Origin of the sequence: Xylocopilactobacillus apis (assembly GCF_033095965.1) — a bacterium.
GTDB lineage: Bacteria > Bacillota > Bacilli > Lactobacillales > Lactobacillaceae > Xylocopilactobacillus > Xylocopilactobacillus apis.
This window is the reverse complement of sequence record NZ_AP026801.1, coordinates 566,698-589,732: the sequence shown is the minus strand read 5'-3', so window position 1 is coordinate 589,732 and position 23,035 is coordinate 566,698. Positions and strand designations below refer to the sequence as shown.

General features: G+C 34.1%; 23 protein-coding genes. 9 read left to right on the top strand and 14 right to left on the bottom strand.

What is annotated here, in order from left to right:
- Nucleotides 1-123: 123 nt before the first annotated feature.
- Genes R8749_RS02720 through R8749_RS02710 form a run of 3 tightly spaced genes read right to left on the bottom strand, consistent with a single transcriptional unit; the run spans nucleotide 124 to nucleotide 2,739 of the window.
- On the bottom strand, nucleotides 124-792 hold the full coding sequence (locus R8749_RS02720) for a DUF4811 domain-containing protein (RefSeq protein WP_317697828.1): 669 nt from the start codon (nucleotides 790-792) through the stop codon (nucleotides 124-126).
- The gene (locus R8749_RS02715; RefSeq protein WP_317697826.1) at nucleotides 789-2,261 is read right to left on the bottom strand and encodes an MDR family MFS transporter; all 1,473 of its coding nucleotides are present in this window, start codon (nucleotides 2,259-2,261) and stop codon (nucleotides 789-791) included. The genes R8749_RS02720 and R8749_RS02715 overlap by 4 nt, the downstream gene beginning before the upstream one ends.
- A 10-nt stretch (nucleotides 2,262-2,271) precedes the next feature.
- A complete protein-coding gene (locus R8749_RS02710) occupies nucleotides 2,272-2,739 on the bottom strand; it encodes a MarR family winged helix-turn-helix transcriptional regulator (protein WP_317697823.1) in 468 nt (155 codons plus the stop codon).
- Between the two features lie 136 nt (nucleotides 2,740-2,875).
- Here R8749_RS02710 and R8749_RS02705 point away from each other — a divergent pair, with 136 nt between their 5' ends.
- From R8749_RS02705 to R8749_RS02685, 5 genes are all read left to right on the top strand, one after another.
- Complete coding sequence (locus tag R8749_RS02705; protein ID WP_317697821.1) at nucleotides 2,876-3,307, top strand: MerR family transcriptional regulator; 432 nt, start codon at nucleotides 2,876-2,878, stop codon at nucleotides 3,305-3,307.
- The gene (locus R8749_RS02700) at nucleotides 3,304-3,924 is read left to right on the top strand and encodes an NAD(P)H-binding protein (protein ID WP_317697819.1); all 621 of its coding nucleotides are present in this window, start codon (nucleotides 3,304-3,306) and stop codon (nucleotides 3,922-3,924) included. The genes R8749_RS02705 and R8749_RS02700 overlap by 4 nt, the downstream gene beginning before the upstream one ends.
- 125 nt (nucleotides 3,925-4,049) lie before the next feature.
- Nucleotides 4,050-4,574, top strand: a complete 525-nt coding sequence (locus R8749_RS02695; RefSeq protein ID WP_317697817.1) for a flavodoxin family protein — start codon at nucleotides 4,050-4,052, stop codon at nucleotides 4,572-4,574.
- A gap of 128 nt (nucleotides 4,575-4,702) precedes the next feature.
- Complete coding sequence (locus R8749_RS02690; protein WP_317697815.1) at nucleotides 4,703-5,188, top strand: acetate uptake transporter family protein; 486 nt, start codon at nucleotides 4,703-4,705, stop codon at nucleotides 5,186-5,188.
- 1 nt (nucleotide 5,189) lies between these two features.
- Nucleotides 5,190-6,476, top strand: coding sequence for a glycosyltransferase family 2 protein (locus R8749_RS02685; protein ID WP_317697813.1), 1,287 nt, complete (start codon nucleotides 5,190-5,192; stop codon nucleotides 6,474-6,476).
- Nucleotides 6,477-6,699: 223 nt separating this feature from the next.
- Here R8749_RS02685 and R8749_RS02680 read toward each other — a convergent pair whose 3' ends face one another.
- The 5 genes from R8749_RS02680 to R8749_RS02660 form a co-directional block, all read right to left on the bottom strand.
- Nucleotides 6,700-8,595 (bottom strand): M13-type metalloendopeptidase, encoded by a 1,896-nt coding sequence (locus R8749_RS02680; protein WP_317697811.1) that lies wholly within the window; start codon nucleotides 8,593-8,595, stop codon nucleotides 6,700-6,702.
- A 235-nt stretch (nucleotides 8,596-8,830) separates the two neighbouring features.
- Nucleotides 8,831-9,691, bottom strand: coding sequence for a hypothetical protein (locus R8749_RS02675; RefSeq protein ID WP_317697809.1), 861 nt, complete (start codon nucleotides 9,689-9,691; stop codon nucleotides 8,831-8,833).
- Between the two features lie 797 nt (nucleotides 9,692-10,488).
- Nucleotides 10,489-11,634 carry an ABC transporter permease gene (locus R8749_RS02670; protein WP_317697806.1) on the bottom strand — a complete coding sequence of 382 codons (1,146 nt, stop codon included), beginning with the start codon at nucleotides 11,632-11,634 and terminating at the stop codon, nucleotides 10,489-10,491.
- A 178-nt stretch (nucleotides 11,635-11,812) separates the two neighbouring features.
- The gene (locus R8749_RS02665; protein ID WP_317697804.1) at nucleotides 11,813-12,742 is read right to left on the bottom strand and encodes an ABC transporter permease; all 930 of its coding nucleotides are present in this window, start codon (nucleotides 12,740-12,742) and stop codon (nucleotides 11,813-11,815) included.
- A complete protein-coding gene (locus tag R8749_RS02660) occupies nucleotides 12,739-13,677 on the bottom strand; it encodes an ABC transporter ATP-binding protein (protein WP_317697802.1) in 939 nt (312 codons plus the stop codon). Before R8749_RS02660 ends, R8749_RS02665 begins: the two co-directional genes overlap by 4 nt.
- Nucleotides 13,678-13,789: 112 nt before the next feature.
- Here R8749_RS02660 and R8749_RS02655 point away from each other — a divergent pair, with 112 nt between their 5' ends.
- Together R8749_RS02655 and R8749_RS02650 are read left to right on the top strand one after the other, a co-directional pair.
- The gene (locus R8749_RS02655; protein ID WP_317697800.1) at nucleotides 13,790-14,878 is read left to right on the top strand and encodes a sensor histidine kinase; all 1,089 of its coding nucleotides are present in this window, start codon (nucleotides 13,790-13,792) and stop codon (nucleotides 14,876-14,878) included.
- A complete protein-coding gene (locus tag R8749_RS02650; RefSeq protein WP_317697799.1) occupies nucleotides 14,856-15,473 on the top strand; it encodes a response regulator transcription factor in 618 nt (205 codons plus the stop codon). The genes R8749_RS02655 and R8749_RS02650 overlap by 23 nt, the downstream gene beginning before the upstream one ends.
- Nucleotides 15,474-15,641: 168 nt before the next feature.
- Here the strand turns inward: R8749_RS02650 and R8749_RS02645 are convergent, their stop codons facing one another.
- Nucleotides 15,642-15,920, bottom strand: coding sequence for a type II toxin-antitoxin system YafQ family toxin (locus R8749_RS02645; RefSeq protein WP_317697798.1), 279 nt, complete (start codon nucleotides 15,918-15,920; stop codon nucleotides 15,642-15,644).
- A complete protein-coding gene (locus tag R8749_RS02640) occupies nucleotides 15,913-16,170 on the bottom strand; it encodes a type II toxin-antitoxin system RelB/DinJ family antitoxin (protein WP_317697797.1) in 258 nt (85 codons plus the stop codon). The genes R8749_RS02645 and R8749_RS02640 overlap by 8 nt, the downstream gene beginning before the upstream one ends.
- 125 nt (nucleotides 16,171-16,295) lie before the next feature.
- Between R8749_RS02640 and R8749_RS02635 the strand changes: the two genes are divergently transcribed.
- A complete protein-coding gene (locus R8749_RS02635; RefSeq protein WP_317697795.1) occupies nucleotides 16,296-16,658 on the top strand; it encodes an arsenate reductase family protein in 363 nt (120 codons plus the stop codon).
- A 24-nt stretch (nucleotides 16,659-16,682) separates the two neighbouring features.
- On the opposite strand, the gene R8749_RS02630 is transcribed toward R8749_RS02635, so the two are convergent.
- The 4 genes from R8749_RS02630 to R8749_RS02615 all read right to left on the bottom strand — a co-directional run bounded on the left by R8749_RS02630 (nucleotide 16,683) and on the right by R8749_RS02615 (nucleotide 21,972).
- Nucleotides 16,683-17,945, bottom strand: a complete 1,263-nt coding sequence (locus tag R8749_RS02630) for a C39 family peptidase (protein ID WP_317697793.1) — start codon at nucleotides 17,943-17,945, stop codon at nucleotides 16,683-16,685.
- Between the two features lie 16 nt (nucleotides 17,946-17,961).
- Nucleotides 17,962-19,164: a CD0519/CD1768 family membrane protein gene (locus tag R8749_RS02625; protein WP_317697790.1), complete on the bottom strand. Its 1,203-nt coding sequence runs from the start codon at nucleotides 19,162-19,164 to the stop codon at nucleotides 17,962-17,964.
- Nucleotides 19,165-19,312: 148 nt separating this feature from the next.
- The gene (locus tag R8749_RS02620) at nucleotides 19,313-19,954 is read right to left on the bottom strand and encodes an ATP-binding cassette domain-containing protein (RefSeq protein ID WP_317697787.1); all 642 of its coding nucleotides are present in this window, start codon (nucleotides 19,952-19,954) and stop codon (nucleotides 19,313-19,315) included.
- A complete protein-coding gene (locus R8749_RS02615; protein WP_317697785.1) occupies nucleotides 19,951-21,972 on the bottom strand; it encodes a DUF1430 domain-containing protein in 2,022 nt (673 codons plus the stop codon). The genes R8749_RS02620 and R8749_RS02615 overlap by 4 nt, the downstream gene beginning before the upstream one ends.
- 172 nt (nucleotides 21,973-22,144) lie before the next feature.
- Here R8749_RS02615 and R8749_RS02610 point away from each other — a divergent pair, with 172 nt between their 5' ends.
- Complete coding sequence (locus tag R8749_RS02610) at nucleotides 22,145-23,029, top strand: helix-turn-helix domain-containing protein (RefSeq protein WP_317697782.1); 885 nt, start codon at nucleotides 22,145-22,147, stop codon at nucleotides 23,027-23,029.
- Nucleotides 23,030-23,035: the final 6 nt, after the last annotated feature.

Below are 23,035 nucleotides of genomic sequence, written 5' to 3'. Positions count from 1 at the left end.
ATAAATCTTTTCAAAAATTGAATTAGCTATAAATTAATTAATAAAAAAACTGGCAAAATGTATTGTCAGCTTAGAAGGGTAGAGCCTATTCAATTTAATAATATCTGATAAAAACTTTATTAACTATTTAACAAGCTTCTCGATTGCTTGGTTTTGATATTGAGCAATTAATGCTTGCTGCTGTTCTTTTGTCATTTGAGGATGATTTTTCATTGCTGAAATCATCTTTAGTTTAACTTCCTGCTTTAATTTATTTTGAATTTTAGGATCTTTAAGTTTTTTGGCTTCTTTGGTTGATAAAACCATCCAGTTTTTTGGAATATAAAAAGTATTAGTGGTTTTTATTCGGGTCCCCTCGTTACCAGAAACACTAAACATTACTCGATAGAAACTGTTTTTATAACGCCAAACTTTTTTATTAGTTATCAATTTAGGACTAAGTTTTGTTCTAACAACTTTATTAGTCGTTAAGTCAGGAGTGGTATGTTTAATTTTTCCACTTGCCAAAGTCTTATATAGATAAACCTGTTCTTTTCCTGCTGTTCCCAGTGGTTCATACAACAAAAATGGCATTTGTTTTTGCGGTGAAGCAGAACTTATTTGCGTAGTTGAAGTTTCAACTTGCTGCTCCATGCCAAAATGATATGAATTATTTGTAATAATTAAAGCAACAATTCCTACTAACAACAGATCGCTGATAAAACGAATCCAATTGCCAACTTTTCGATTTTCGACATAAACGCCGCCAAAGTAGGCAACCAACGTCATCATAACTAATAAGGCAATAATCATTTAGATTCACCTCCTAGCGGTAAATCAGCTGAGGTCTGTTTATCCTTTAATTTAAACGACAAACAAAATGTAACTACACAAAATAACACGGCCACTCCAAAGGCTGCTCTGTAACCCGTAATTGTTGCATTCAGCATTTTATCCTTATACAACATTGGAGTTGCAGATAACACGCTTTGAGCAGGTTTCAAATTATTAGTGACGTTAGTTAACACACTGACCAAAATTGCCGTCCCCATTGAGGTAAATACTTGACGAGTCGTGTTATTAACGGCTGTGCCATGGCTAATTAGATTAAACGGCAGAGAATTCATTCCAGAAGTCGTGACCGGCATATTAACCATTGAAATACCAAACATTCTAAATGCGTAAAGTGCCACAATATAGAGAGTTGATGTATCTTTTGTAATGAAGATAAAAGGAATTGTTCCGGCAGTTAAGAAAAACATGCCTGTAGTTGCGAGCCTTTTTGCTCCGTATTTATCAAAAGCGGCCCCAGTTACCGGACTCATAACCCCCATAATTAATGCACCTAACAATAAAGCAAGTCCGGAATGAAATGCAGATAATCCTTTAACCATTTGCAGATAAAGCGGCAAAATCATTTCGACTCCCATCATTGCCATATTGGTAACCGATGACAACACCACCGACAGAGCAAATTCTGGGGACTGAAACACTCGTAATTGGAGGAATGGAATTTTTAGATGCAGTTGGCGAAAAACAAAAAGTGCAATAAATATTATCCCTAAGATGATTGTTCCATAAACCATGGGTGAACCCCAGCCGTGATCTCCGACTGAAGAAAATCCGTATAATAAACTGCCGAAACCAAGTGTTGATTCTATTATTGAGAGAACATCGATTGAATTGTGAGATATTTTCAAAACTGAACGCATCGTGAAGAAGCTCACGATTATGACCAGAATCACAATCGGAATAATAATCCCAAATAAATCACGCCAAGTCCAATTATCAATTACCCAACCAGAAAGTGTTGGGCCAATAGCCGGAGCTAAACCAATAACAAGTCCCCCCAGACCCATCGCAATTCCCCTTTTTTCAGGCGGGAAAATTGTTAAAATTATTGTCTGCATTAAAGGCATTGTAATTCCGACCGCAACACCTTGAATTAAGCGACCGGCAAGTAACATTTGAAAACTGCCGGAGAAATAACAAATAATTGTTCCGATTAAAAATGTACTCATCGCACTTATATAAAGAATTTTTGAGTTAATCCGAGTACTAATCCAGGCACTAACTGGAATCATGACTCCATTTACCATCATAAAACCAGTAGTTAACCACTGGACTGTTGAAGCCGATATATTAAAATTTCTCATTAAAGTTGGAAAAGCGGTTGCAAGAATTGTTCCGTTTAAAACGGTACAAAACGTCCCACAAAGTAATGTGACTACTAAAGCAATTTTATTGAAAGGCTTCCCATTAATATCAACAGTTTGATCCATAAACTACACCTCATTTTTTGTTTTTATTTTGGAATTCATTTAATAATTCTTGATAATTCATTTCTTTTAAATTTAATTCCATTTTTGATATTAATTTTTCTAAATCATTTTGTTCTTGCTCGTTAAAATTCTTGAAGATAAGCTGGTTCCAAAGTTTTAAGAAACTATTGAATTCATCAAAAACTTCCTGTGCCTTTGTCGTTGGGTTAACTAATTTCTTTCGATGGTTATCAGGATCTTCACAACGTGTAATAAGATTTTGACGTTCAAGATTTCTGAGCCCACGCGCAATGCTTGTCTCATCAGCCATGACATGTTGAATAATGTCACTTTGACTGCATCCGGGATGCATCAATACAGTAACAAGCAGCATACTATCAAATGCTTTTAACTCATATGGTTTCAAAAATTCTTGCAGCAAGCGGCGTTTTAAGCGGTAAAAACCAATTTCAAAACGCAAAAAAGACTTAGTATTCATGATCGCCTCCCTATAGCAAAGAAAATTATAATTTTATACTTGTCTTATGTCAAGTGTTGTCTTTAGACAATAATTTTCTTGCCCTTAAGCTAACTCTAGGGTTTATGATTAATTTATTGATTGAGGAGGACTACCGATGAACATAAAAAAAGCTGCTCAAATGTTTAATCTAAGTATCGATACGCTGAGATACTATGAGCGAATTGGAGTAATTCCGCCCATTAAGCGAAACGACCATGGCTACCGTGACTATTCAACAAATGATTTAAATTGGATTTACTTAGTAAAAAGTCTAAGGGGCGCTGGATTATCGATTGAATCTTTAATTGAATTTGCTCATTTATCTGGTTTAAGAAATAAGGCAAACGTTGAAGAAGCACAAAAACAGATTCTATCTGACCAATTAGAAGAACTCGATAAAAAAATCAGTGACTTAAAGAAAGTTAGAAAATTGTTAGTTTACAAGATAGAAACCTATGATGATCACATTGCAAAATTTAAAATTGGGGAAATGAATCCCAATAAAACCGAAAAATTATGGGAAATAAATAAAGGAGAACAAAAATGAAAAATATTCTTATTATTGGGGCCGGGGGACAAATTCCAAAAGTTTTGATTCCCAAAATTTTAGAACAAAACGATCTCAATTTAACATTATTTGGAAGATCAGCAGCAAATTTACCTTACAAAAATTCAGTCAAAATTTCTGGTGATGCCAACAATCAATCAGACTTGGTTAAAGCCATGAAAAATCAAGATCTAATTTATATGAACTTTGACGATAAAATAATCACCGAGGCAGTAATCGAAGCTATGCATAAAACTGCAGTAAAGCGAATCATTCAAGCTGGTGTTTTAAGTGTCTACGGGGAAGTGGCAGAGCCATTTGCCAGTTGGAATAGTCAAATGATGGGTGGTCCTATCGCTAAAAACAGAGGGGTTGAAGCATTAGAGCAAAGCGATTTAGATTATACATATATGAGAATGACCTGGTTATATGATGGTGAAAGGGATGATTATGTTGCAAGTCCAAAAGGAGAGCCTTTTCTAGGAGCCCAAATAACAAGACGGGCAATTGCACATTTTGTAATGGATAATATTAACAGAAAGCGTAATGATCTAAAGTCCAGTATTGGATTGTGGGAACCGGGCTCAGAAAACAAACCTAAACCTGACTTTTATTAACTCTCATTAAAGAAGGATTATTGATGAAAATTCCAAAAAAGCTTTTGATTGGTATAATTTGCATTTTTGCTGTAATTCTTATTGTTTTAGCAAATCTATATAAAAAAAGGGAGGTGAAGCCAAGAATGAATGAACCCAAAACATTAATTGTGTATTACTCTAGATCTGGAAATACTAAAGCTGTTGCAAAAATAATTCAAAGTAAAGTCGGTGGTGATTTAGTTCAAATTGAAACAAGTGATCCTCGGCCAACTAACTATCGAAAAGAAGTTGAACAAAATGTCCAAGAACAAAATAACAATACTTTACCAAAATTAAAAACAAGTATTAAAAATTTCAATAGTTATAAAAGAATTTTTATTGGAACTCCAACATGGAACATGGCATTACCACAAGCTGTCGTTACATTTTTGAATAGCTACGATTTCTCTAAAAAAACAGTCATTCCTTTCAATACAAATGGTGGTTATGGAATTGGGTCGACCTTCGATCAGATTAAAAAAGGTGCCAAAGGAGCGGACGTGCTTCATGGATATTCAGTAAAAGGCGGCGAAGAAATCGATGGAATCTTACTCACCATAAAAGATCAAAAAAAAGTCAAAGTATCAAAAGAAGTAGATTCATGGCTCAAAAGAATTCGAGTTAAATAATAGCAACTTTATATCATAAAAAAAATTAGTTTAAGCATAATAATTTTCAAGTAGAATTATTATGCTTTTTGTATATAATTAACAAAAAATAAAAACATGGCATAATATATTAGTTAGAGGTATTAAGATTGAAAAACAGAAATGCAAAATTAGTTAATGATGATTACTTCAAACAGGGACATTGGGGTTTAAAAATTTGTCAAACACTAGTGGCAATTATTGGATGGTGTGGTGTCCTATTTCCTTTTTTCTGGGTCTTGTCACCTATTTGGTGGCCGTCTTTTGCCAAGAAAATCAACATTGCCCATTATGCTGATGAAATTCAATTATTAAAATTTTTAGGCCTATTTTTTATTGGTTATTTTATTTTTATTGTAATTTTCTATTTTTGCGTGACGTTATGGAATAATCGACGTTTCTCGCATACTTTAGATCGCTATACTGTTCCTGACCAAGAAAAGTTAAAAAATCGCGAACAAGTATTAGAAGAAGCCTGGAAAGAGCGCTTTGGCTCAATCGAACAGCGCCATGAATTGAAATTTTATAGCGTTCCACCTGAAAAAAATCTAGATACTCATTTTACGGAAAGACTTTTTAAGGAACACGAGGTATAAAATGAATCCTTTTTGGCAGACAAGTACCACTACTTTTAATATTTTGTTTTTAATCTTGATTTCTTATCCTATCTTAGGCGGGATTGCTTGGTTCGTTGGAGTTCTTTGTTATAAGTTTATTTTTAAACATCAGCAAAGAGAATGGGTTGAAATCCCAAAAGATATTGAGCCAATGATTACGATCATGGTTCCCGCACACAATGAACACGTGACGATTAAACACACGATTGATTATTTAATGAACGAGCTTAATTACAGTAACTATGAAGTATTAGTTACTGACGATGGATCGACAGATGATACGCCCCAGATTCTTCAAAGCCTTCAGGAGCAATATCCGAAGTTACGAGTTATTCACATCGAAAAAAATAAAGGTAAAGCCCATGCTTTTAACATCGGATTAGCTTTTGCCAAAGGAGAACTAATTCTTAGTAACGACGCTGATACTGTGCCAGAGCCGGATGCTTTAAAGAAGTATGTTAATTATTTTATTCGGCAAGATTCTCAGAATATTGCAGCCGTTACTGCGAATATGGATGTGCAGAATAGAAACAAGCTGATTGCTAAATCTCAAACAGTAGAATTCTCAAGTATTGTTGGAATTATTAAAAGAACGGAAACTGGTGTTTTTGGCGGCATTTATGCTTATAGTGGCGCCAACACGATGTATCGCAAGAGTGCTTTAATTGATGTTGGATTGTTTCGCCAAGATCGCGCAACTGAAGATATCAGTGTTGCTTGGGATCAACAGTTAAGAGGTTGGCTGGCCGCTTTTGCTCCTGACATTATGTTTTATATGAATGTGCCCGAAACGGCTAAAAATCTTTATCGCCAACGAAAGCGCTGGGCGAAAGGCGGAACTGAAGTTTGGTTAACTAATTTTAGTAAAATTCTGCGCCATCCATTAGAAAATATTGGTCGAACATTGATGTTTATCGATCAGAGCTTTAGCATTATCTGGTCATTCTTCTTCTGGCTTTCCACAATTTACTTTGTTGGTTTAGTAATTAGGGATCTTGCAGCTAATAGCGGCAGCGAACTTATTCACTTGCTCACAATGGCATTAGTTTTTGTATGTTTTGAAATGATTGCCGGAGCACTGCAGTTAACAGCATCTCTTATCATCGATGATCGTGGGAGAAAATTTGCCTATATATTATTTGCCCCACTCTACATGCTTTGGTGGTGGATTATGAATGCCCTCACTATCGTCACAACTTTTATCCCTGCAATCAAAACCATTTTAGGCCATGGATCTGGGACTTGGGTTAGTCCGACGCGGGAATAGTCGTAAACAAATGCTTCCGTTAAAGGACGCTCAAACTTAAATGTCCTACTGTATTAAGTCAGAGAATTAATAAATATAAGCAACATTTTTAAATCTAATAATGATAGAATTTAATCTTAAAATATCAGAAATTGTGACCTTAGCTGTTGTAGTTATTGGAATAGTTTTACAAGTGATAATTGAATTTATGTATATTTTTACGTTAACAGCAATTAAAGTTACTTTACCAAATAATCAAACGATCTTCTGGGCAACGATACATTCGGTCACCTGAAGTAACGTTAAAAGCTTCGTACCATTCAGAAAAATTAGTTACGGGGATATTCGTCCTGAGCTCAAAAGGCGCATGAACTTCTACAAACAGTAGAATTTTGGCAAATTCTGGTCGATATTTAATCCGCCAACTGCGAGCATAATTTTTAAAAAACTTCTGATAATCGGGATGCTCAAGATTTTTCATGAGCTGCAAGGCTGCATTTAATCCTGCATTATCAGCGATATTCTCACTGACTACCAGCTGCCCGTTAACTTTACCACCAAAACTTTCAATCCCATCGAATTGTTGAATCATCTTGTCCACATATTTTTCAAAATTTTTGTAATCTCTCGCTTGCCACCAGTCATTTTTGTTTCCGAGTTCATCAAAAAACGCACCGTTATTATCAAAAGCGTGACTAATCTCATGGGCAATCGTACAACCGATCCCACCTAAATTAGTGCTTTCATCAGAATCGGTATCGTAAAATGGAGGCTGTAAAATTCCTGCAAGAATCGTTATATCATTAAACGAACTGTTATATTGAGCGTTGACCATTTGCGCAGGCATGCCCCACTCTGTTCGATCAACCGGTTGATTCAAACGAGTAAAATTATATTTAATCGCAATTCGACGACAATTATCTATCGTTTTACTTAATGAGAGGGTTGGTGAAATTTCTAACTGATCGTAAAGATCAGATAGCTGTTCAGGATATCCCACCTTTAGAGTCATTGTCTCAAGTTTCTTTATTGCCTTCTTTTTGGTTGATTCACTCAGCCATGAATTGTTTTGAAGTTGAATGCGATACGTTTTAATCAATGTCTGAGCTAACTTTGTAACTGTCGCTTTTGAATCAGAACCAAAATATTTCTGTCCATAATGGCGACCAAGCACTTCATCAAAAATTTCATTGGTCACATCATAAGCATGTTCATCCTCTGAACTTAAGGATTCTTGTCCCAAAGCAATCATATTGAACTGTGATCCAATCGATCTGATTTCTTGGCTTAAATAATCACTATGGTTAATAATTTCTAAAACATAAGCCCAATGCTGCCAAAGAATAAACGTTTTTGAATTAAAAACTTGGTCGAAATTCAGCAAATATTTTTGATCATAAACATTAACCGTTTCAGGCTCAAGATGGAAAATGGTTTTTAAAACCCGTCTAATATCAAAAGCCGAAACATGTTCAGCTAATTCAGCTACCCCAATCTCGTGATCTAAATTATTCATTTCAGCTAGCTCGACCGAAGTGAGTTTAAATGATGCAATTAAGCGGTCAAAAGCAAGTGTGTCATCAACAAACTGTTTTTGTTCGGCTAGAGTTAGCGGTGTAAAAGCTATGAGATTGGTTGCCATTGTGGTAAAAAGATTTATAAGCGGTTCGCTTTGTTCTGGGTGTTCATACATCATGACATCGGGAAGAATTGTTTCTGGAGCAGAAATATTTACTTGGTAACGGTTAGAATCGAGAATAGAAGGGGCGACACCCAGTCTAATTGGATGATAAAAAGAATCTTCGATCCAACTAGGCAGATGGTTCTGGAAGTCGTCCAAATTTTGCAAATCCAAAATTTTCTTCAAATTCGCTAAAATTGGGTCGATCCCCTCTCGGTTACGCCGTTCAAAATCACGAGCCTTACTAAATAACTGCGCTGCTCTGGTGAAGTTATCCGATTTTGCGACCTGATCCCCCTCTTTTAAATCAGCAATGAGCTGACTGCGAATTTTTAAATCTATATCAGTCGTCACACCTGCAAAATTACGATCGGGTCTAATTTGAGCATGCTGCTGCCAGCTCCCATTAACCGCACCGTATAGATTATCTTGAATCCTTGGGATTATTGAATTTTTCATTTGTTGTCCTTTTCGACTCTTTCTAAGACTTCTTTAATCATCAGTGTCGGAGCCATATCAATTTGAGCATAATATTGCTCTTGATCAGAAAGATTACTATTGTATCCAACATGAACTTTATCTGTTTTTTCAAAAACTAATTTTCGATATTTATTAACATTGCTATTAATTAGATCCTCAACTTTTTGTTTTTGTTTTAAATCTTCAAATTAGATTTCACCTCTAGCTCCTCTTGTTAATCTAATTTTAATGACCATAAGTATCGATCTAACTCTGAAAGAACCCCTTCTTTATGAGCAACTCTTCTTAATCTTTGACCTTTCCCTGGATTTAAATAATAATATTTCCTAATAGATTCAACTTTCGATTCCTCATCAGTACATGAATTCGGTCTCAAAATATCCGCAATTGTTCGCTCAGAGGTCGTCACTCGAACAGGATTACCTTCACTTGTTTCTTTAATTAAAATTTGAGATTTCTCAATAGGTTCACTTCGAGTTAAAACAAGAGGGTCATTATCTGGATATCTTACAAGTAAAGATTTTTTCCTATTATATATTTCCCAGGATGATCGCAAAACAGTATCGCTAATTTGAGATAACTTATATCTCATCGGCATACTCATAACGGTTCTTTTTGGGATGACATCACACAAATCCAACAAATACAAAGCTGATTCATGCGAGATGACAGATTTTGAATATTGTTTTTGAAATAAAAACGGCGCATCAATTTTTTTTGACGGAAAAACAAGAGTTTTATTGGTGATAGTTTTCAAATGATATTTCTTACTAAATTTATCTATGTAATAATTGCTAATACCCGCTTCATTCATTAAACTTCTAACAATATTTCCATGATATTTAGCTGCCTGGACCAAGAAATCAAACTCTTTCGAATCAATTTCTGGCAATTGCGAATCGATCAAATATTCATTTAATTGAGCATTAAAAAAAGGTTTCTTCAATGATTCAATGACCTGAGAAATTTGATTATCATCAAGTTTAGTTATCATTTTATTTACTATACTTATTTTTTCTTCTTTACTTATTTCAAATTTTTTTTCCAGAATCTCTGCTAGTTCAGTTGACATCATAAATAGTACCTCCGTTTAAGTTTATTTTAACATTTAACTAATCTATTAGCATTAAAATTTAGTTAAAAATAAAAATATATTAAAATTTATATCTTTTATTTTTGATTTTAACTCAAATTTTTTCATATTTTTTAGTTGTTTTCGAAAAATAGAAGGTCTTTTTCTACAACAATTATGATGACAAGATCGATTGATAAAAAAATACCAAAGATTGTCTTATCGGTACTAAGAAATTATTTATGAACGATGCGACCACGGATTTTTTAATGATGACAAAGCTGTTTTTACTCGTGTCTAGAGATGATAAAATAATATAAGGATTCGGGTGTTACAAATTTATTTATCAACAAGCCCTCTACCGTTATGTAAAGCGCGGTTTACTCTTAAATTTGCAAAAGGTACACTTAAATGTTAAAATATCCTAGAAATTGAAAAGAAGCCACTGAGGGCTAGCTCAGCAGCTTCAATCGTGGTTTGGAAGAATCTTGTTTAGCTAATCTTTACGATTAGCTTTTTTTATTATCGCATAGGCTTTGGCGATTCTTATCACTAAGAAGCCGACTGCCACGATAACCGACGCTAGGTTCAGCGCCCAAGTTCCTCCGTTTTAAAATTGTCATGTCCAATCACCTCCGTTAGTTTTTCAATTGAGGGGTGATTTGAACTTCCAAAATCCACGATAACTAATTTTATCGTACAAATGTTCTTTTTTCAAATAGTATTTACTTTTTAATTCTGTACGCATTTATTGTCAAATAAATAAGCTCCCGCTTAAATTTCGAGGAGCTTATTTTAGATTATCGTGCTTTTCTTGATCTTCCACTTAAAATCTGCAGCGTCCAAAATGCTGCTGCAAAACCAACAACAATTAGCATCGACTGTCCAAATGATTGGTAAAAATTCGCATTAAAATTAACCGTATCACCAATTAAATCATTATTTTTCGTAAACCAATAAACTGGTGTGAAGCAGGCAATTTTGCCAACAAAATCAGGCAGCAGACTGCTCGAAACAAACACTCCGCCCAAAAAGCAACTTCCTAAACCATAAATGTTCTGAAAACCATTTAACGCCTGCTCATTTTTAAATAAACTAGTAATTAAGCTCGATAGCGTGACAATTGAAAGGATAAAAATCAAAGAATTGAGAATAAATAACAAGGTTACTTTATTAAAACTTAGCCCCGCGGAAATGAAAATCAGGAACAAGAAGATGGCGCTTGTCGCAATCAGATAGGTCGACAATCCTCGATTAATCTGCGTAGATAATTCGCGTGGTTTAAGCGGTGAACACTGGTTGCGCACTTTAATTTCCTTGCGGTTAAAGACTAAATTAACTGTGCTAAATGCCCCAAAAATAATGATAAAAATCCCGTAGGCAACTAAATTGTAAATGTTTGACGCCCTACTCTGTTTTTCCCGCTTTTCGTAGGATTCATCAAGTTTAACTTTTCCCTGCTTGCTCAAAGTCCGGCTCGTCTTAGTTAAAAGTTGATCCCATTTTAAATCGGGCAATTTCGTTTGGTACAGACGTAAAGTATTTAAATATTGATCAACGTTACTATCGACCAACTCTTTGGTATAAGTCCCCGGACGAACTTGCGTTTTGAGCTTAGGTTTCTGACCTGACTTTACTTGTTCTTCAAAATCTGCGGGCAAGTATAAAATGTAATCCGCAGTTTGAAAAAATATCGCATCATCAATCCCCTTTTGACTCTGATCTTTGATTTTAACAACCTTTTGCTGGTGCCCTAGATACTCAGTTAACGAATTAGCGAGATCACTTTTTTTAGTCGTAATTACCGCAACTTTTGCCACTTGATCAGAAGAACCTTTTTGTTGAAAGGTTAAAATTACAAGAATCAACAACGTAACTCCAAATGCCAGCAAAAGTTCGCCAATATTTTTGATCAAAACTCTTAAAATCGTCTTATAAACTGACATACTGAACCCGCCTTTCGAATCGATAATCTAAGAGCACAAAAAGGATTGTCAAACTTAACAGCCAGACTAAATTTTGATAAAAAGTTGTTAATGACTGGTAAAAGAATAGTTGATAAATGCTATCGCTGATCAGGTTAATTGCATTGATCTTACCCAAAAGCGGCAAATTTAAATCAATTCAATGTTTGATACTCTGAGTGCCCATCATCCCAGCAAGGATAGTTAATAACGATACCATCAGACTCACAACCCCGAGTTTTTGAGAATTGCTTTGCTTACTCATTAAATTACCGATAAATTTGCCCAAACAAATTTGCAAAACACTCCCCATCAAACAAACTAGGAGAATCAACCCCCAACGATTGCCAAAATCGACCTGATAGCCCCAATGGAAAACTGCTAAAACGATCAAGACGATCGCATAAAATACAATTAGCGCTGCAATTAAATTACTGATGACCACCCGTATTTTCGGAATCGGCGTTAAAGTAAGCCGAATGCCGTTTTCTGATTGATCCGCCTGCTCGTCTTCGGCATTACGCAGACCAAATTGCACGCCATAGCCGACCGCCATCGCAATTAAAGTAAAGAAATAAAAACTCATAATGCTAAAATTACGACTTTTGGCTTGATTAACAGTATAGTGATCATCTGACACCTTCAGATTTACAGGATTCACTTTGCCAGACTTTGCCAATTCCGTAAACATCGCCCGATTTTGCTCGTAGCGGCTCAGAATTTCCTTTAAAATATTTTGTTCGGAACCATTTTGAGCAATCACTAATTTAATCGGTTGAGAATTTGTATCGTAATATCCCTCCAGATCTCCTGCAGTTAATTTCTTTTGAGCTTCTGCTCGGCTTAAGTGGCTCACCTTAAAAACTGGCTTATTTTTATTTTTTACCTCAGTTAAACCATGCCGAAGTTCCCGATCACTGCCCACAACTGCAACTGGGATACCGTTATCTAACATTTGGATCTGGTCTAAATTACTAAATACCATTTTGAAGAAAAGTCCCATGACTAAAGGGAACACCAGTGTCCAAAAAAGCAAAAAACGGTTACCAAGCAAAACTTTAACTCGGTAATAAACTAAGTGTCTCATCATGCTTCGTCCCTCAATTCACGACCGGTAATTGTTAAGAACACATCGTTTAGCGTCACCTCTTTGGTATGAAGATCGGCGTAAGCAACTTTGGCCTGCTGCAAATATTCAAGCACGGGAAGCATCGTTTGCTCAAGATCAATACTGGTAATTTCTAAAATTTGATCAGCATAGTTAAGTTCTTGCACTGCTGGCAGCTTCAACAAATCAGCTTCTTGCACTTTGGTAATCAATGGAACCGTCATGACAATCTTTTCGTTAGCTTTGACCATTGCTTTAAGTTCGTCTGAAGTACCCTTAGCAATGACCGAGCCATGATCTAAAATCACAATTTGATTACACAAAAACTCGACTTCTTCCATGTAGTGAGTCGTATAAACAATTGTCGCCCCATTACGATTTAATTCTTTAATGCTTTCCAAAATTCGATTCCGACTTTGCGGATCCACAGCAACCGTCGGTTCATCTAAAAATATCAATTCAGGTTGGTGCGCAATTCCACAAGCAATATTAAGACGTCGAGCCAAGCCACCACTCAGCTGCTTAGGATAAAACTTAGTAAAGTCCTGCAATCCGACTAATTCGATCGCTTGGGCCACATTTTTTGCAGCCTGAGCGCGGTCTTTGATGTATAAACCACAATAGTAGCTAATATTTTCCTGCACGGTTAGTTCTTTAAAAAACGCCAGCTCTTGAGGTACAATCCCGATTCGCTGTTTAATTGCATAGCTATCAGGCTTCATCGTTTGATCAAAAACTTTGATTTCACCCCGATCATAACTAAGTAGTGATAAAATACAATTAATCATTGTCGATTTACCACTGCCGTTTGGTCCTAACAAGCCAAGAATGTCACCTTCTTGGACTTGCAGATCCACGTGATTGAGCGCTGTTAACTCCCGATAGCGTTTGACCAAATTTTCAACGTCAATAATCATTTTGAACTCCTCATCTTGATCTGATATCCTCTACTATATAAATTTGTTGACATGATGCCCAGTGACTTTAGGCCAAAATTATGTGACAAATGTCATGAAATGGATTCAAAATATGAAATTAAAAACACATTTTTATCTAGAAATTGGCTTTTTAGCTGCTGGTAGTTTAATTTTAATGGCCATTAAAGGTTTTAATCCTTTAATGATTAGGGTCTTTTTAATAAGCATCATTAGTCTTAATCTAACCCTTTTCGAACCTAAATTACCGGGATCTCTTTTTGTCACAATATTTCTATCAATACTAGCGTGTTTTGACTCAACTTTCATTTATTGTTTACCAATAATTACGAGAGTCTTACTTTTAAAAAGAAAACCAATTATTTTAATTCCTCTAGTAATTCCGCTTTTGATTTCATTAAATTGGCTTAAAATTTTAGTGGCTTTGGGTTGTTTATTAGCAATTTATTTTTCACAGCAAGATCGAGATTTATTTAAAATACAGCAAAAAGTATATACGCTGCAAGATGATAGTTTTGAACAGCTTGCTAAACTACAGGAACAAAATTTACTATTAAAATTAAACGGACAAACAAAACTAAAACTGCAAGTAGCTCAAGAACGAAATCGGATCGCCCGTGATATTCATGATAATGTCGGTCATTTGTTATCCAGTAGTATTATTCAGCTGGGAGCGATTCAAATCGTGAATCACGATTCAAAAATAGAAAGACCTCTTACCGAACTAAATACAACTATCAATCAGGCGATGAATAGTATTAGAAATAGTGTGCAGGGAATCCAAGAAAAGTCTTTAACTTTAACTCAAGCGTTAAAACCGATATTAGCTAATTTTACTTTTTGTACTCTTGAAGTTGAAGGTGAAATTTTTCAAAATCTTCCCGATGAAAAAAGCCAAGTTATCGTAATGACGATTAAAGAGGCTTTAACTAATGTAATTAAACATTCTGATGCCTCAAAAGTGATAGTAATATTTCGAGAATTACCTGCATTTTACCAAGTTCAAATTAAAGACAATGGGACGCAAGAAAATGGTTTTTCTCAAGGGATGGGATTAACAAGTATGAAGCAGCGGGCTGAAGAAATTAGCGGTCAGCTTCATTTACATCAAAGCAGTGAAGGATTTATTATAACTTTAATTCTCCCTAGAAAGGATCAAAATGCTGAAAATAGTTTTAGTTGATGATGACCATTTGGTTACTCAAGCACTAACCACAATTATTAATGCCGAAAATGATCTTAAAGTTGTGGCAAGCGGTCATCAAGCAAGTGATGCCATGAATTATTATCGTCAGTTTCATCCGGACGTCATACTCCTCGATATTCGACTTGGGGAATCGTCAGGTCTTAATTCCGCTAAGCAAATTCTTGAATCTGACCCTACTGCTAAAATTCTCCTTTTGACGACTTTTTCCGATGACGAATATATCGAAAAATCCATGCAGTTAGGTGTTAAAGGTTATTTGATTAAGCAAAATCTAGCAGCAATTATTCCAGCTATTCGCACCGCTGCTGCCAACCAAACAGTTTTTAGTCCTGAAATTATGGAAAAGCTGAAAAGCTCATATTCTAAATCCACTCCCAAAATTGAACTAACTCAGCGAGAACAAGAAATATTAACGCTTGTAGCTCAAGGACTTAACAACAAAGAAATTGCTGAACAAACATTTTTAAGTTCAGGTACGGTTCGTAACTATATCAGTCAACTCCTTGAAAAGTTAAAACTCCGTGATCGCACCCAACTGGCAATTTTTTATTACCAGAATTTTAAGCATTAAAAAAGAGGCTATGACATAACTGCCTCTCAAAACTAAAATAACGCTGATGAAATCGAAATCGTTCTTGATCTCGTTTTTCATCAGCGCTTTTGTTTAAACTCAGACTATAATTGCACGTCTGATCGATTTTTGTGACTTATGTCACAGCCTCTTAAACAGAAATTTATGTTAATCAAAAAGATCGGAATGTGTTCCAGTATCAATAAATCTAATTGTATTTTCATCAACATACTTATAAATTAATAACCAATCAGGTTTAATATGAAGTTCACTATCTGGTTTTCTATTAACAAGCTGATGATCAAAATATTTTTCTGGAATTTTGGAACCTTTAGTTAAAATATTAAAAATTACCAAAAAATCCTCTTTTTTATATCTTCCCCCAGAAATAATTTTTCGATAATTACGTTTAAAATTAGAAGAAAACTTAACATTAAAATCAGTCATTCAAATATTTCCAAGCCTCTTTAGCGCTATCAAAACTCAGATCATCCTTCTCATTATTAATAGCTTCTTTTAGTCTCGCGTTAGGTTCTTCGATTTTTAGGTCAAATGGCAAACCGTGTTTCAAAATTACTTGTTTATAAAATAAATTAATCGCGGTAGTTCTATTCAATCCCAAGTCGGAAAAGATTTTTTCAGCTTCTTTTTTTGTTTTTTCATCTACACGAGCATTTACTGCGGAATATTTAGTCATTTAATCATCCTCCTGTAGTTATTGTAGCACATAGTGTTACTATGTGCTACAATTTTTGTGTTTCTTAAAATGAAAATCATTTTATAAATTAAAGTAAGGTATAATCTAACGTACGAGGTGACACAATGGAAATACTAGTTTTGCAATATCCTCCCTGCAGTACTTGCAAGAAGGCTTTGAAATGGTTAAATGACAACCAGATTAAGTATCAATCAAGAAATATCAAAACGGAGAATCCAACCAAAGAAGAGTTAGAAACTTGGTATCACAAATCAGATTATCCTTTAAAAAGATTTTTCAATACTTCTGGTCAGCTATACCGTGAACAAAATTTAAAAGAAAAAATTGGTACCGCAAGCGAAGACGAACTTTTATCAATCCTAGCTACTGATGGCATGCTTGTTAAACGTCCACTAGTAATAGGCGATGATTTTGTTTTAGTTGGATTTAAAGAATCTGAGTGGCAAAACGCGCTTATAAATAATTAAAAAATCGACTCAAAAGTCGATTTTTTAATATATTGCTACCGCAAATTTCATATAGTTAAACACTGTATTGAATTTGGCTTTACTAATCCAATAAACACCATTTTCTGGATCAACAATATGAAGTGAATTAGCATTATAACCATCAACGGTTACCACATGAGCATTATTAACTCCTTTACCCCAGTTGTAAGATCCCCACTGAGCTGGCTGATAATTAAGCGTTACCCACGTAACAACGGGATTGCCTGCTTGCAGATGACCAATAATTCCGTCTAAATTACTCCCGCTTAAATTGCTGGCATGACCAAATTTACGAACCCACGGAGTAAATGCACTTGGAAAAATTGACTGATAAATCCCACCTACAACTTGATAAGGCGTTCCGCCAAATCCTTGATACGGATTACCATTCTTGGCTATTGGCATTGTATTAAGAAATTGTCTTAAATTATAACTTGTCGCATTTCCTTTATAGTGAAGAGCTTCTAAAGCACTAGCAGCTTCACATCCCATTGGAGCTCCCGCTGCTTCTTGACTAATGTATGATACGCCTAAAACAACTTGATCTTTAATTTGGCCGACAACAGCATAGTCACCATTCACCCATTGATCATTGCCGACAGCATACCATTTCTTAGCACCGACCATTCTTTGACCAACAATTTTCCATCTTGAAGCATTTGGTAAATGATTAACAACTCTAGCAGAAGCAGATGGCTGACGATAAACGGCAATTCCATAATTAGGTTCATAATTTACTGTTAAAGAAGACTTTCCATCCCAGCTTGGAATAAAATTATCTCCGATGTACTTACTTTGAACCCATTGATTACCACCAAGGTTATAATATTTCTCGCCATTCACTGTCGAAGATTTAAAAACTTTCCACTTGCTTCCATCCGGCAATACTTTACTTGTCGGTGTAACTTTACTTCCATCAATTTGATAAACTCTAATTGAATATCCCGGCACATAAAATACCTTGCCGATATAATTCACCAGATATTTTGCTTCCACCCACTGATTGCCACCAAGATTATAATAACGATTACCATTAATTTCTTGCGATTTAAACACCTGCCACAGTGATTTATCAGAGAGCGTTTTGCTGGTAGGCGTAACTTGATCACCAGTAATTTCATAAACTCTAATTCCATACCCTGAAAGATAATTTACTTGTCCGACAAATACTTCTGGCGTTGCTTCAGCAGCATGAACTTTCATTGACGGTAAAAAACAAATTAACGCCAATAAAGGCAATAAAAATATCTTTAATTTTTTTCTCAAAATCTTTCCTACGTTTCTAAAATAATTGAATTAATAACCAGAGATAGTTTGCCACAACTCCTGCAATAATACCACCTAGAAATTGGGTCCCCATTGCTTTAGTGGTGATATCTCGCAAATTCATCGAATCAGTAATGCTCGGTGTCGTTGAAAAGAAGCCGCACCAGCAATATCCCATTGCAATATATACGGCCATATCATGTCCTGTCATTAAGCCATTAGCAGCAAGTGAAGTTGCCCCTGCTAGAGATGCACCAACTGCTCCTAAAGAAGTTAAAGGCAAACCAATCACTTCATTATGATTAAAACCAAATAATGGATTTAAAATAAACGACAGCTTTTTACCGATCCATGGTAGAAGTCCTACTCCTTCATAAGCTTTACCTAGATAGACCTCGTGACCATGAACAATGCTTGGACCGTTGGTTAACATCATCACAAATGTACAAAATACAATAACTCCCGGAATCAATGCCATTCCTAATTCAACTCCAGCTTTACCACCGTCAAATGTCGCATTTAGGCCGCGTTGAAAAGGATTGCCTGTTCTAATAACTCTTTTTCCAGCCGGAATTTCACTATTATTTCCATCGTTACTCAAGATTTCAGGATCAACTGGTGCATCAGGACCATACATTTTCTTGGTAAAGTGCATTAATAATCGGGTACTAAAAATACCGCCAATAAAAGCACAGATAAATCCAATTAAAAGACTAAAACTATACTTACCAGAGTTTATTCCTAAGACCCCTCCGACAATAACAATTCCCATTCCAAAAGTTGTGCCGAAATTTACCAAACTTGCCCATTGATACTTTTTAAAATAACGCGCAAATGCTTGGTCTTTTGACATTGGAACAATCGCTGGATTATCAGAGAAAAACGTGGCAATTAACCCAAGAGCTGCTGCTCCTGGCAAGCCAAAAATAGGCTTCATGATCGGTGATATGACTCTATTTAATAAGGCAGTAACTCCAAACTCTGAAAAAACTGCGGATACAGCACCTGCTAAAACAGCGACCCCCATAATATAAAACACAACGTTTAATAATAACTCATGGGCGGTTTTCATAATTGTACTGAACATTGGTCCAATTCCCATTACTGACCCAAATCCAAAAAAGATAATTAAAACGAAAATAATACAAAACCAGGTACCCTTCGTAACATCATTACGAAGAATTCGATCTGTCTGATTATCTGTTGGTTGTTTGGTCATCTTTTATTCCCCTGAAATAGTTAAATTGGTTTTTAATTATATCACAAGGAATTTATTTCCAAAAAAAAGTCAGACCATTTCGATCTGACTTTTAGAATTCGAAAAATTACAAAAAAGTATTATTTAAGCTGCAGCCAAAATAAAACTTTTATAAAATTAAAGTTTTATTTCCTTTAGCTGCCAATGTTTCATCATGAGTTACTACAATTACTGCTTTTCCGTTCGCTGCTTGCTGCATCAAAATTTCCGTAACTATATCTTTGTTCTTTGAATCCAGCGATCCAGTTGGCTCATCTGCTAAAATCATTATCGATGGCTTCAAAATTACTCTAGCTAATGCAACTCTTTGTTTTTCACCACCGGACAGCGCGCTTACCGAAGTTTTTAAATTCTTATTTAACTTAACTTGTTCCAGAGCTTTCATCTTTAGATCGGTTTTTTCTTTTTTATTAAACTTTGTATACCTCAATGCAACTTCTAGATTAAAATTGATATTCTCTTCTTCAATTAATCCAAAATCCTGAAATACAAAAGAAATTTTATTTCTTTTAATTTTTAACTTGTCCTTCGGTGAAATATTTTCTACATTAACTCCTTCAAACTCATATCGTCCTGAAGAAAGATGATCATTCATACCAATTACGTTTAAAAATGTTGTTTTCCCCGAACCGCTGGCTCCTTTTATCGTAACAAAATCTCCTCTGTTCACCTCTAAACTCTCCAGCGAAAAAATCAACCTTTTTTTAATTTTTTTAGTCATCTCACTCATAACAACGATTCTATTATTCATATTCCTCCCTGATTTTTCTTTTCTATTATCAACAAGGTGACACAAACAATTAAAAAATCTAATAAAATTGCCACTAACATATTAATTACAAGTTCTTTACTTAGCTTTGACATTATTGTTGTCAATAATATTCCTAAAGCTATTTCACCGATTATTCCAAAGAAAACCTGATTATAAGTTCCAAAAAATGAATAGCCATTCAATCTAAGTAAATGAAATTTCCGTTCATTGGAATTAAAATAATAAATTGTCGTTAAAACACAAACAATAACGAATGAAAAAAATGTCAGCATAAAGCTTGAAATTAGATAAGTGAAAGAGCCTGACAGCTGTTTAATCAGTGTTACTTCCGCCTTTTCAAAAGGAATAAACGAAAGCAAATTGTCTTTTAAATTGTTTTTTTTGATTAAACTTTTCAATTTGGTCATTGATAATCCTTTAGTTTTTACTTTAAGCGGCGGATATTCATCTCCATTAAAACTTTCTCTTTCAAACTCACTGCTATTACTGGTTGTTAAAATATTTAAAATCGGGTAATCATCAATCCATGGTTTTTTTGGAACAAAAGTATAAATCGGCTGATTATCTTTGATATAAATAATTTTGGTTTGTTTATTTTCAAACTTTTTGAGATCTTGATAATAATATTTTTTTATCTTTTCAAGTTCGCTATGATTTTTTTTGATTCTTTCTGGAATTAACAGAATCCTCTTTTTCTCACTTTCCTTAATCTGAACTCTATTTCCATTGACATCATAAAGAGCAAATTTTTTTAGATAATTAGGATTAAGCTTTATATCTCGTCCGAAAATTTGATTTGCTTCAAATTCGTAGCCTTTTATATTTACGATCAGACTGCCTTTTTTATTCAAAAATCGATAAATCTCGGGCTTTCCTTTATTTTCATAATTATGATCGTGTTCAAACTCTAAAGAATTCTTCCCCACTACTATTGGAAAATAAACATAATAGTTATCTTTACGAATTTCTTGAGGAACTTCTTTCTCCAACGAAAGTCCACTGGCTGTAACGATAATACTTGTTAGATCAAGACTTGCAACTACAAGTAAGATTAGAAAAATTGTTTTCACAACAATTGGGATTCCGTTATTTAACCATAAAGATGTTTTCCCGTTTTTCTTGTTCAACTTAACAGTTAGTGTCAGCATAAAAATTATCCAAAGATAAACTACAAATAATAATTTAAAAATCGAACTTAAAAAGCCAAGGTTATTCATCCTAGTAAAAATTTCAATTAACGCTAGAATTACTATAATAATTCCAAAGAATCTCTTACCAATTAAATTGTTTGCGATCGATATTAAAGAATAGCCATTGGATCTTAAAATTTTAATTTTCACTCGACTCGAAACAACCCAAAAACTTAACATGACAAATAAAAAGATTATTCCTATCTTCAAATATTCTTTTATGTTATACATGTCAGTATCAATTCCAAGTTGAAAACTTTGCTTTTTCTCAAAATCAGCAAAATCATTAAAAGAATAATTAGTTTTAAACTCTTCATTAAATCTTTCTCTAATTTCGTTTATCGCTTTATTATATTTATTGCGATTCATTGTTTTTAAGAAAAATTGTCCCTCAAGCTCTTTTACCGCTTTATCACTATCAATGCTTTCAATTGATAACGTGGAAATTCCTAGAGGTGGTTGATATTTCCTATTCTTTTTAACATTTGGAGTATATAAAGTTATTTCTTCGAACGGTAAAAAAGAAAAATTAATTCCCTCCTTAATGGAATAACTTTCATTTACTACTCTTTTTAAGAAAAATAAATTGTTTTCCTTTGAAACATCTTTAATAATTTTTGTAAATTTCTTGTTCTCTTCAACATTAGATATTTTTCCAAAAGTTTTAATTGGAGAATAATTATTAGTATATTCAAAAAAATTATTAACCTTTCGGATCGAATATTGTTCTACATCATATAAAAACATACCGAAAATGATACTCATCAAAAGCACAAATAGACCCAGTTTTAAAATTTTCTTTAACAAAATAAAATATCCCTCTAAATATCATTAAAAACAAATTACCAATCGTTAACATGCCACAACAAATTAATGTTTGATATAATATTTTCTCCTTTATATATTTCTTGTGACAATTATATAATTTTATATAATAGATATAACTTTTTATGCAATATCGGTTAATTATGGAGATGCTATGAATTATGGAAATTTACTAAAATCCTTACGGATCAGCAGAGGATTATCCCAACAACAGTTAGCAGCAGATATTTCCTCTCAAACTGCTTTATCTAGAATGGAAAAATCAGGAAATATTCCAACTGACGTTTTACTTAATTTTCTAGATAAACTAGATATACACCCCATTGAGTTCTTTACACTAGCGGCAGAAGATCATGTTACTGACTCTCAAAAATTTTTAAACCAAATTAATAAAACCCGTTATGATAAAAAAGAAATGGAAACATTTGTCAAATCTGAAATGGAACTTTATCAAAAAAATGGAATTTTAAAACATAAAATTAATGCAATGAGAAGTCGTGCAGTCTACCATAAAATTCATAATCTCCCGCTTAATGATCTTAAAGAAATTAAAGAAACAATTCAGACCTATCTGATGAAATTTGAAACTTGGTTTATTAATGATGTTTCATTGTATACAAATTTATTGTTTATTTTCGATAATGAATTTATCAAAACTCATCATCAAACCATCCTTCGCTCATTAAATAAATTCCCACTGGGACAAAATCAAAAACATGACTACCAGATTAATTATGCCAATAATGCCATTATTCTTGCTTTTGAACGAAATAATTTAAACAGTCTTGATCTTTACTTAGAAACATTTAACAGCTTTATAAAAGAAAGTCCAAACTCAATTTATGATCGAATTCTTTATTCTATTTATACTCAATTGCGAGATTTAATGATTAATTTTGATCAAAGTCGCTATAATAAACTTCTGGCAGAAATTAAAATTTTTGAACTTTATGAACTTCCGAATGTAACGCAAGATTTCACCACGTTCATTAATGATTGCTTGGAAAATAAAAAAACAGTCTCAACGAGACTGCAATAAAGTTTA

Coding starts and splice junctions, on each gene's coding strand:
- R8749_RS02720 (WP_317697828.1), bottom strand. CDS start 792: ATGATTATTGCCTTATTAGTTATGATGACGTTGGTTGCCTACTTTGGC.
- R8749_RS02715 (WP_317697826.1), bottom strand. CDS start 2,261: ATGGATCAAACTGTTGATATTAATGGGAAGCCTTTCAATAAAATTGCT.
- R8749_RS02710 (WP_317697823.1), bottom strand. CDS start 2,739: ATGAATACTAAGTCTTTTTTGCGTTTTGAAATTGGTTTTTACCGCTTA.
- R8749_RS02705 (WP_317697821.1), top strand. CDS start 2,876: ATGAACATAAAAAAAGCTGCTCAAATGTTTAATCTAAGTATCGATACG.
- R8749_RS02700 (WP_317697819.1), top strand. CDS start 3,304: ATGAAAAATATTCTTATTATTGGGGCCGGGGGACAAATTCCAAAAGTT.
- R8749_RS02695 (WP_317697817.1), top strand. CDS start 4,050: ATGAATGAACCCAAAACATTAATTGTGTATTACTCTAGATCTGGAAAT.
- R8749_RS02685 (WP_317697813.1), top strand. CDS start 5,190: ATGAATCCTTTTTGGCAGACAAGTACCACTACTTTTAATATTTTGTTT.
- R8749_RS02680 (WP_317697811.1), bottom strand. CDS start 8,595: ATGAAAAATTCAATAATCCCAAGGATTCAAGATAATCTATACGGTGCG.
- R8749_RS02675 (WP_317697809.1), bottom strand. CDS start 9,691: ATGATGTCAACTGAACTAGCAGAGATTCTGGAAAAAAAATTTGAAATA.
- R8749_RS02670 (WP_317697806.1), bottom strand. CDS start 11,634: ATGTCAGTTTATAAGACGATTTTAAGAGTTTTGATCAAAAATATTGGC.
- R8749_RS02665 (WP_317697804.1), bottom strand. CDS start 12,742: ATGATGAGACACTTAGTTTATTACCGAGTTAAAGTTTTGCTTGGTAAC.
- R8749_RS02660 (WP_317697802.1), bottom strand. CDS start 13,677: ATGATTATTGACGTTGAAAATTTGGTCAAACGCTATCGGGAGTTAACA.
- R8749_RS02655 (WP_317697800.1), top strand. CDS start 13,790: ATGAAATTAAAAACACATTTTTATCTAGAAATTGGCTTTTTAGCTGCT.
- R8749_RS02650 (WP_317697799.1), top strand. CDS start 14,856: ATGCTGAAAATAGTTTTAGTTGATGATGACCATTTGGTTACTCAAGCA.
- R8749_RS02645 (WP_317697798.1), bottom strand. CDS start 15,920: ATGACTGATTTTAATGTTAAGTTTTCTTCTAATTTTAAACGTAATTAT.
- R8749_RS02640 (WP_317697797.1), bottom strand. CDS start 16,170: ATGACTAAATATTCCGCAGTAAATGCTCGTGTAGATGAAAAAACAAAA.
- R8749_RS02635 (WP_317697795.1), top strand. CDS start 16,296: ATGGAAATACTAGTTTTGCAATATCCTCCCTGCAGTACTTGCAAGAAG.
- R8749_RS02625 (WP_317697790.1), bottom strand. CDS start 19,164: ATGACCAAACAACCAACAGATAATCAGACAGATCGAATTCTTCGTAAT.
- R8749_RS02620 (WP_317697787.1), bottom strand. CDS start 19,954: ATGAATAATAGAATCGTTGTTATGAGTGAGATGACTAAAAAAATTAAA.
- R8749_RS02610 (WP_317697782.1), top strand. CDS start 22,145: ATGAATTATGGAAATTTACTAAAATCCTTACGGATCAGCAGAGGATTA.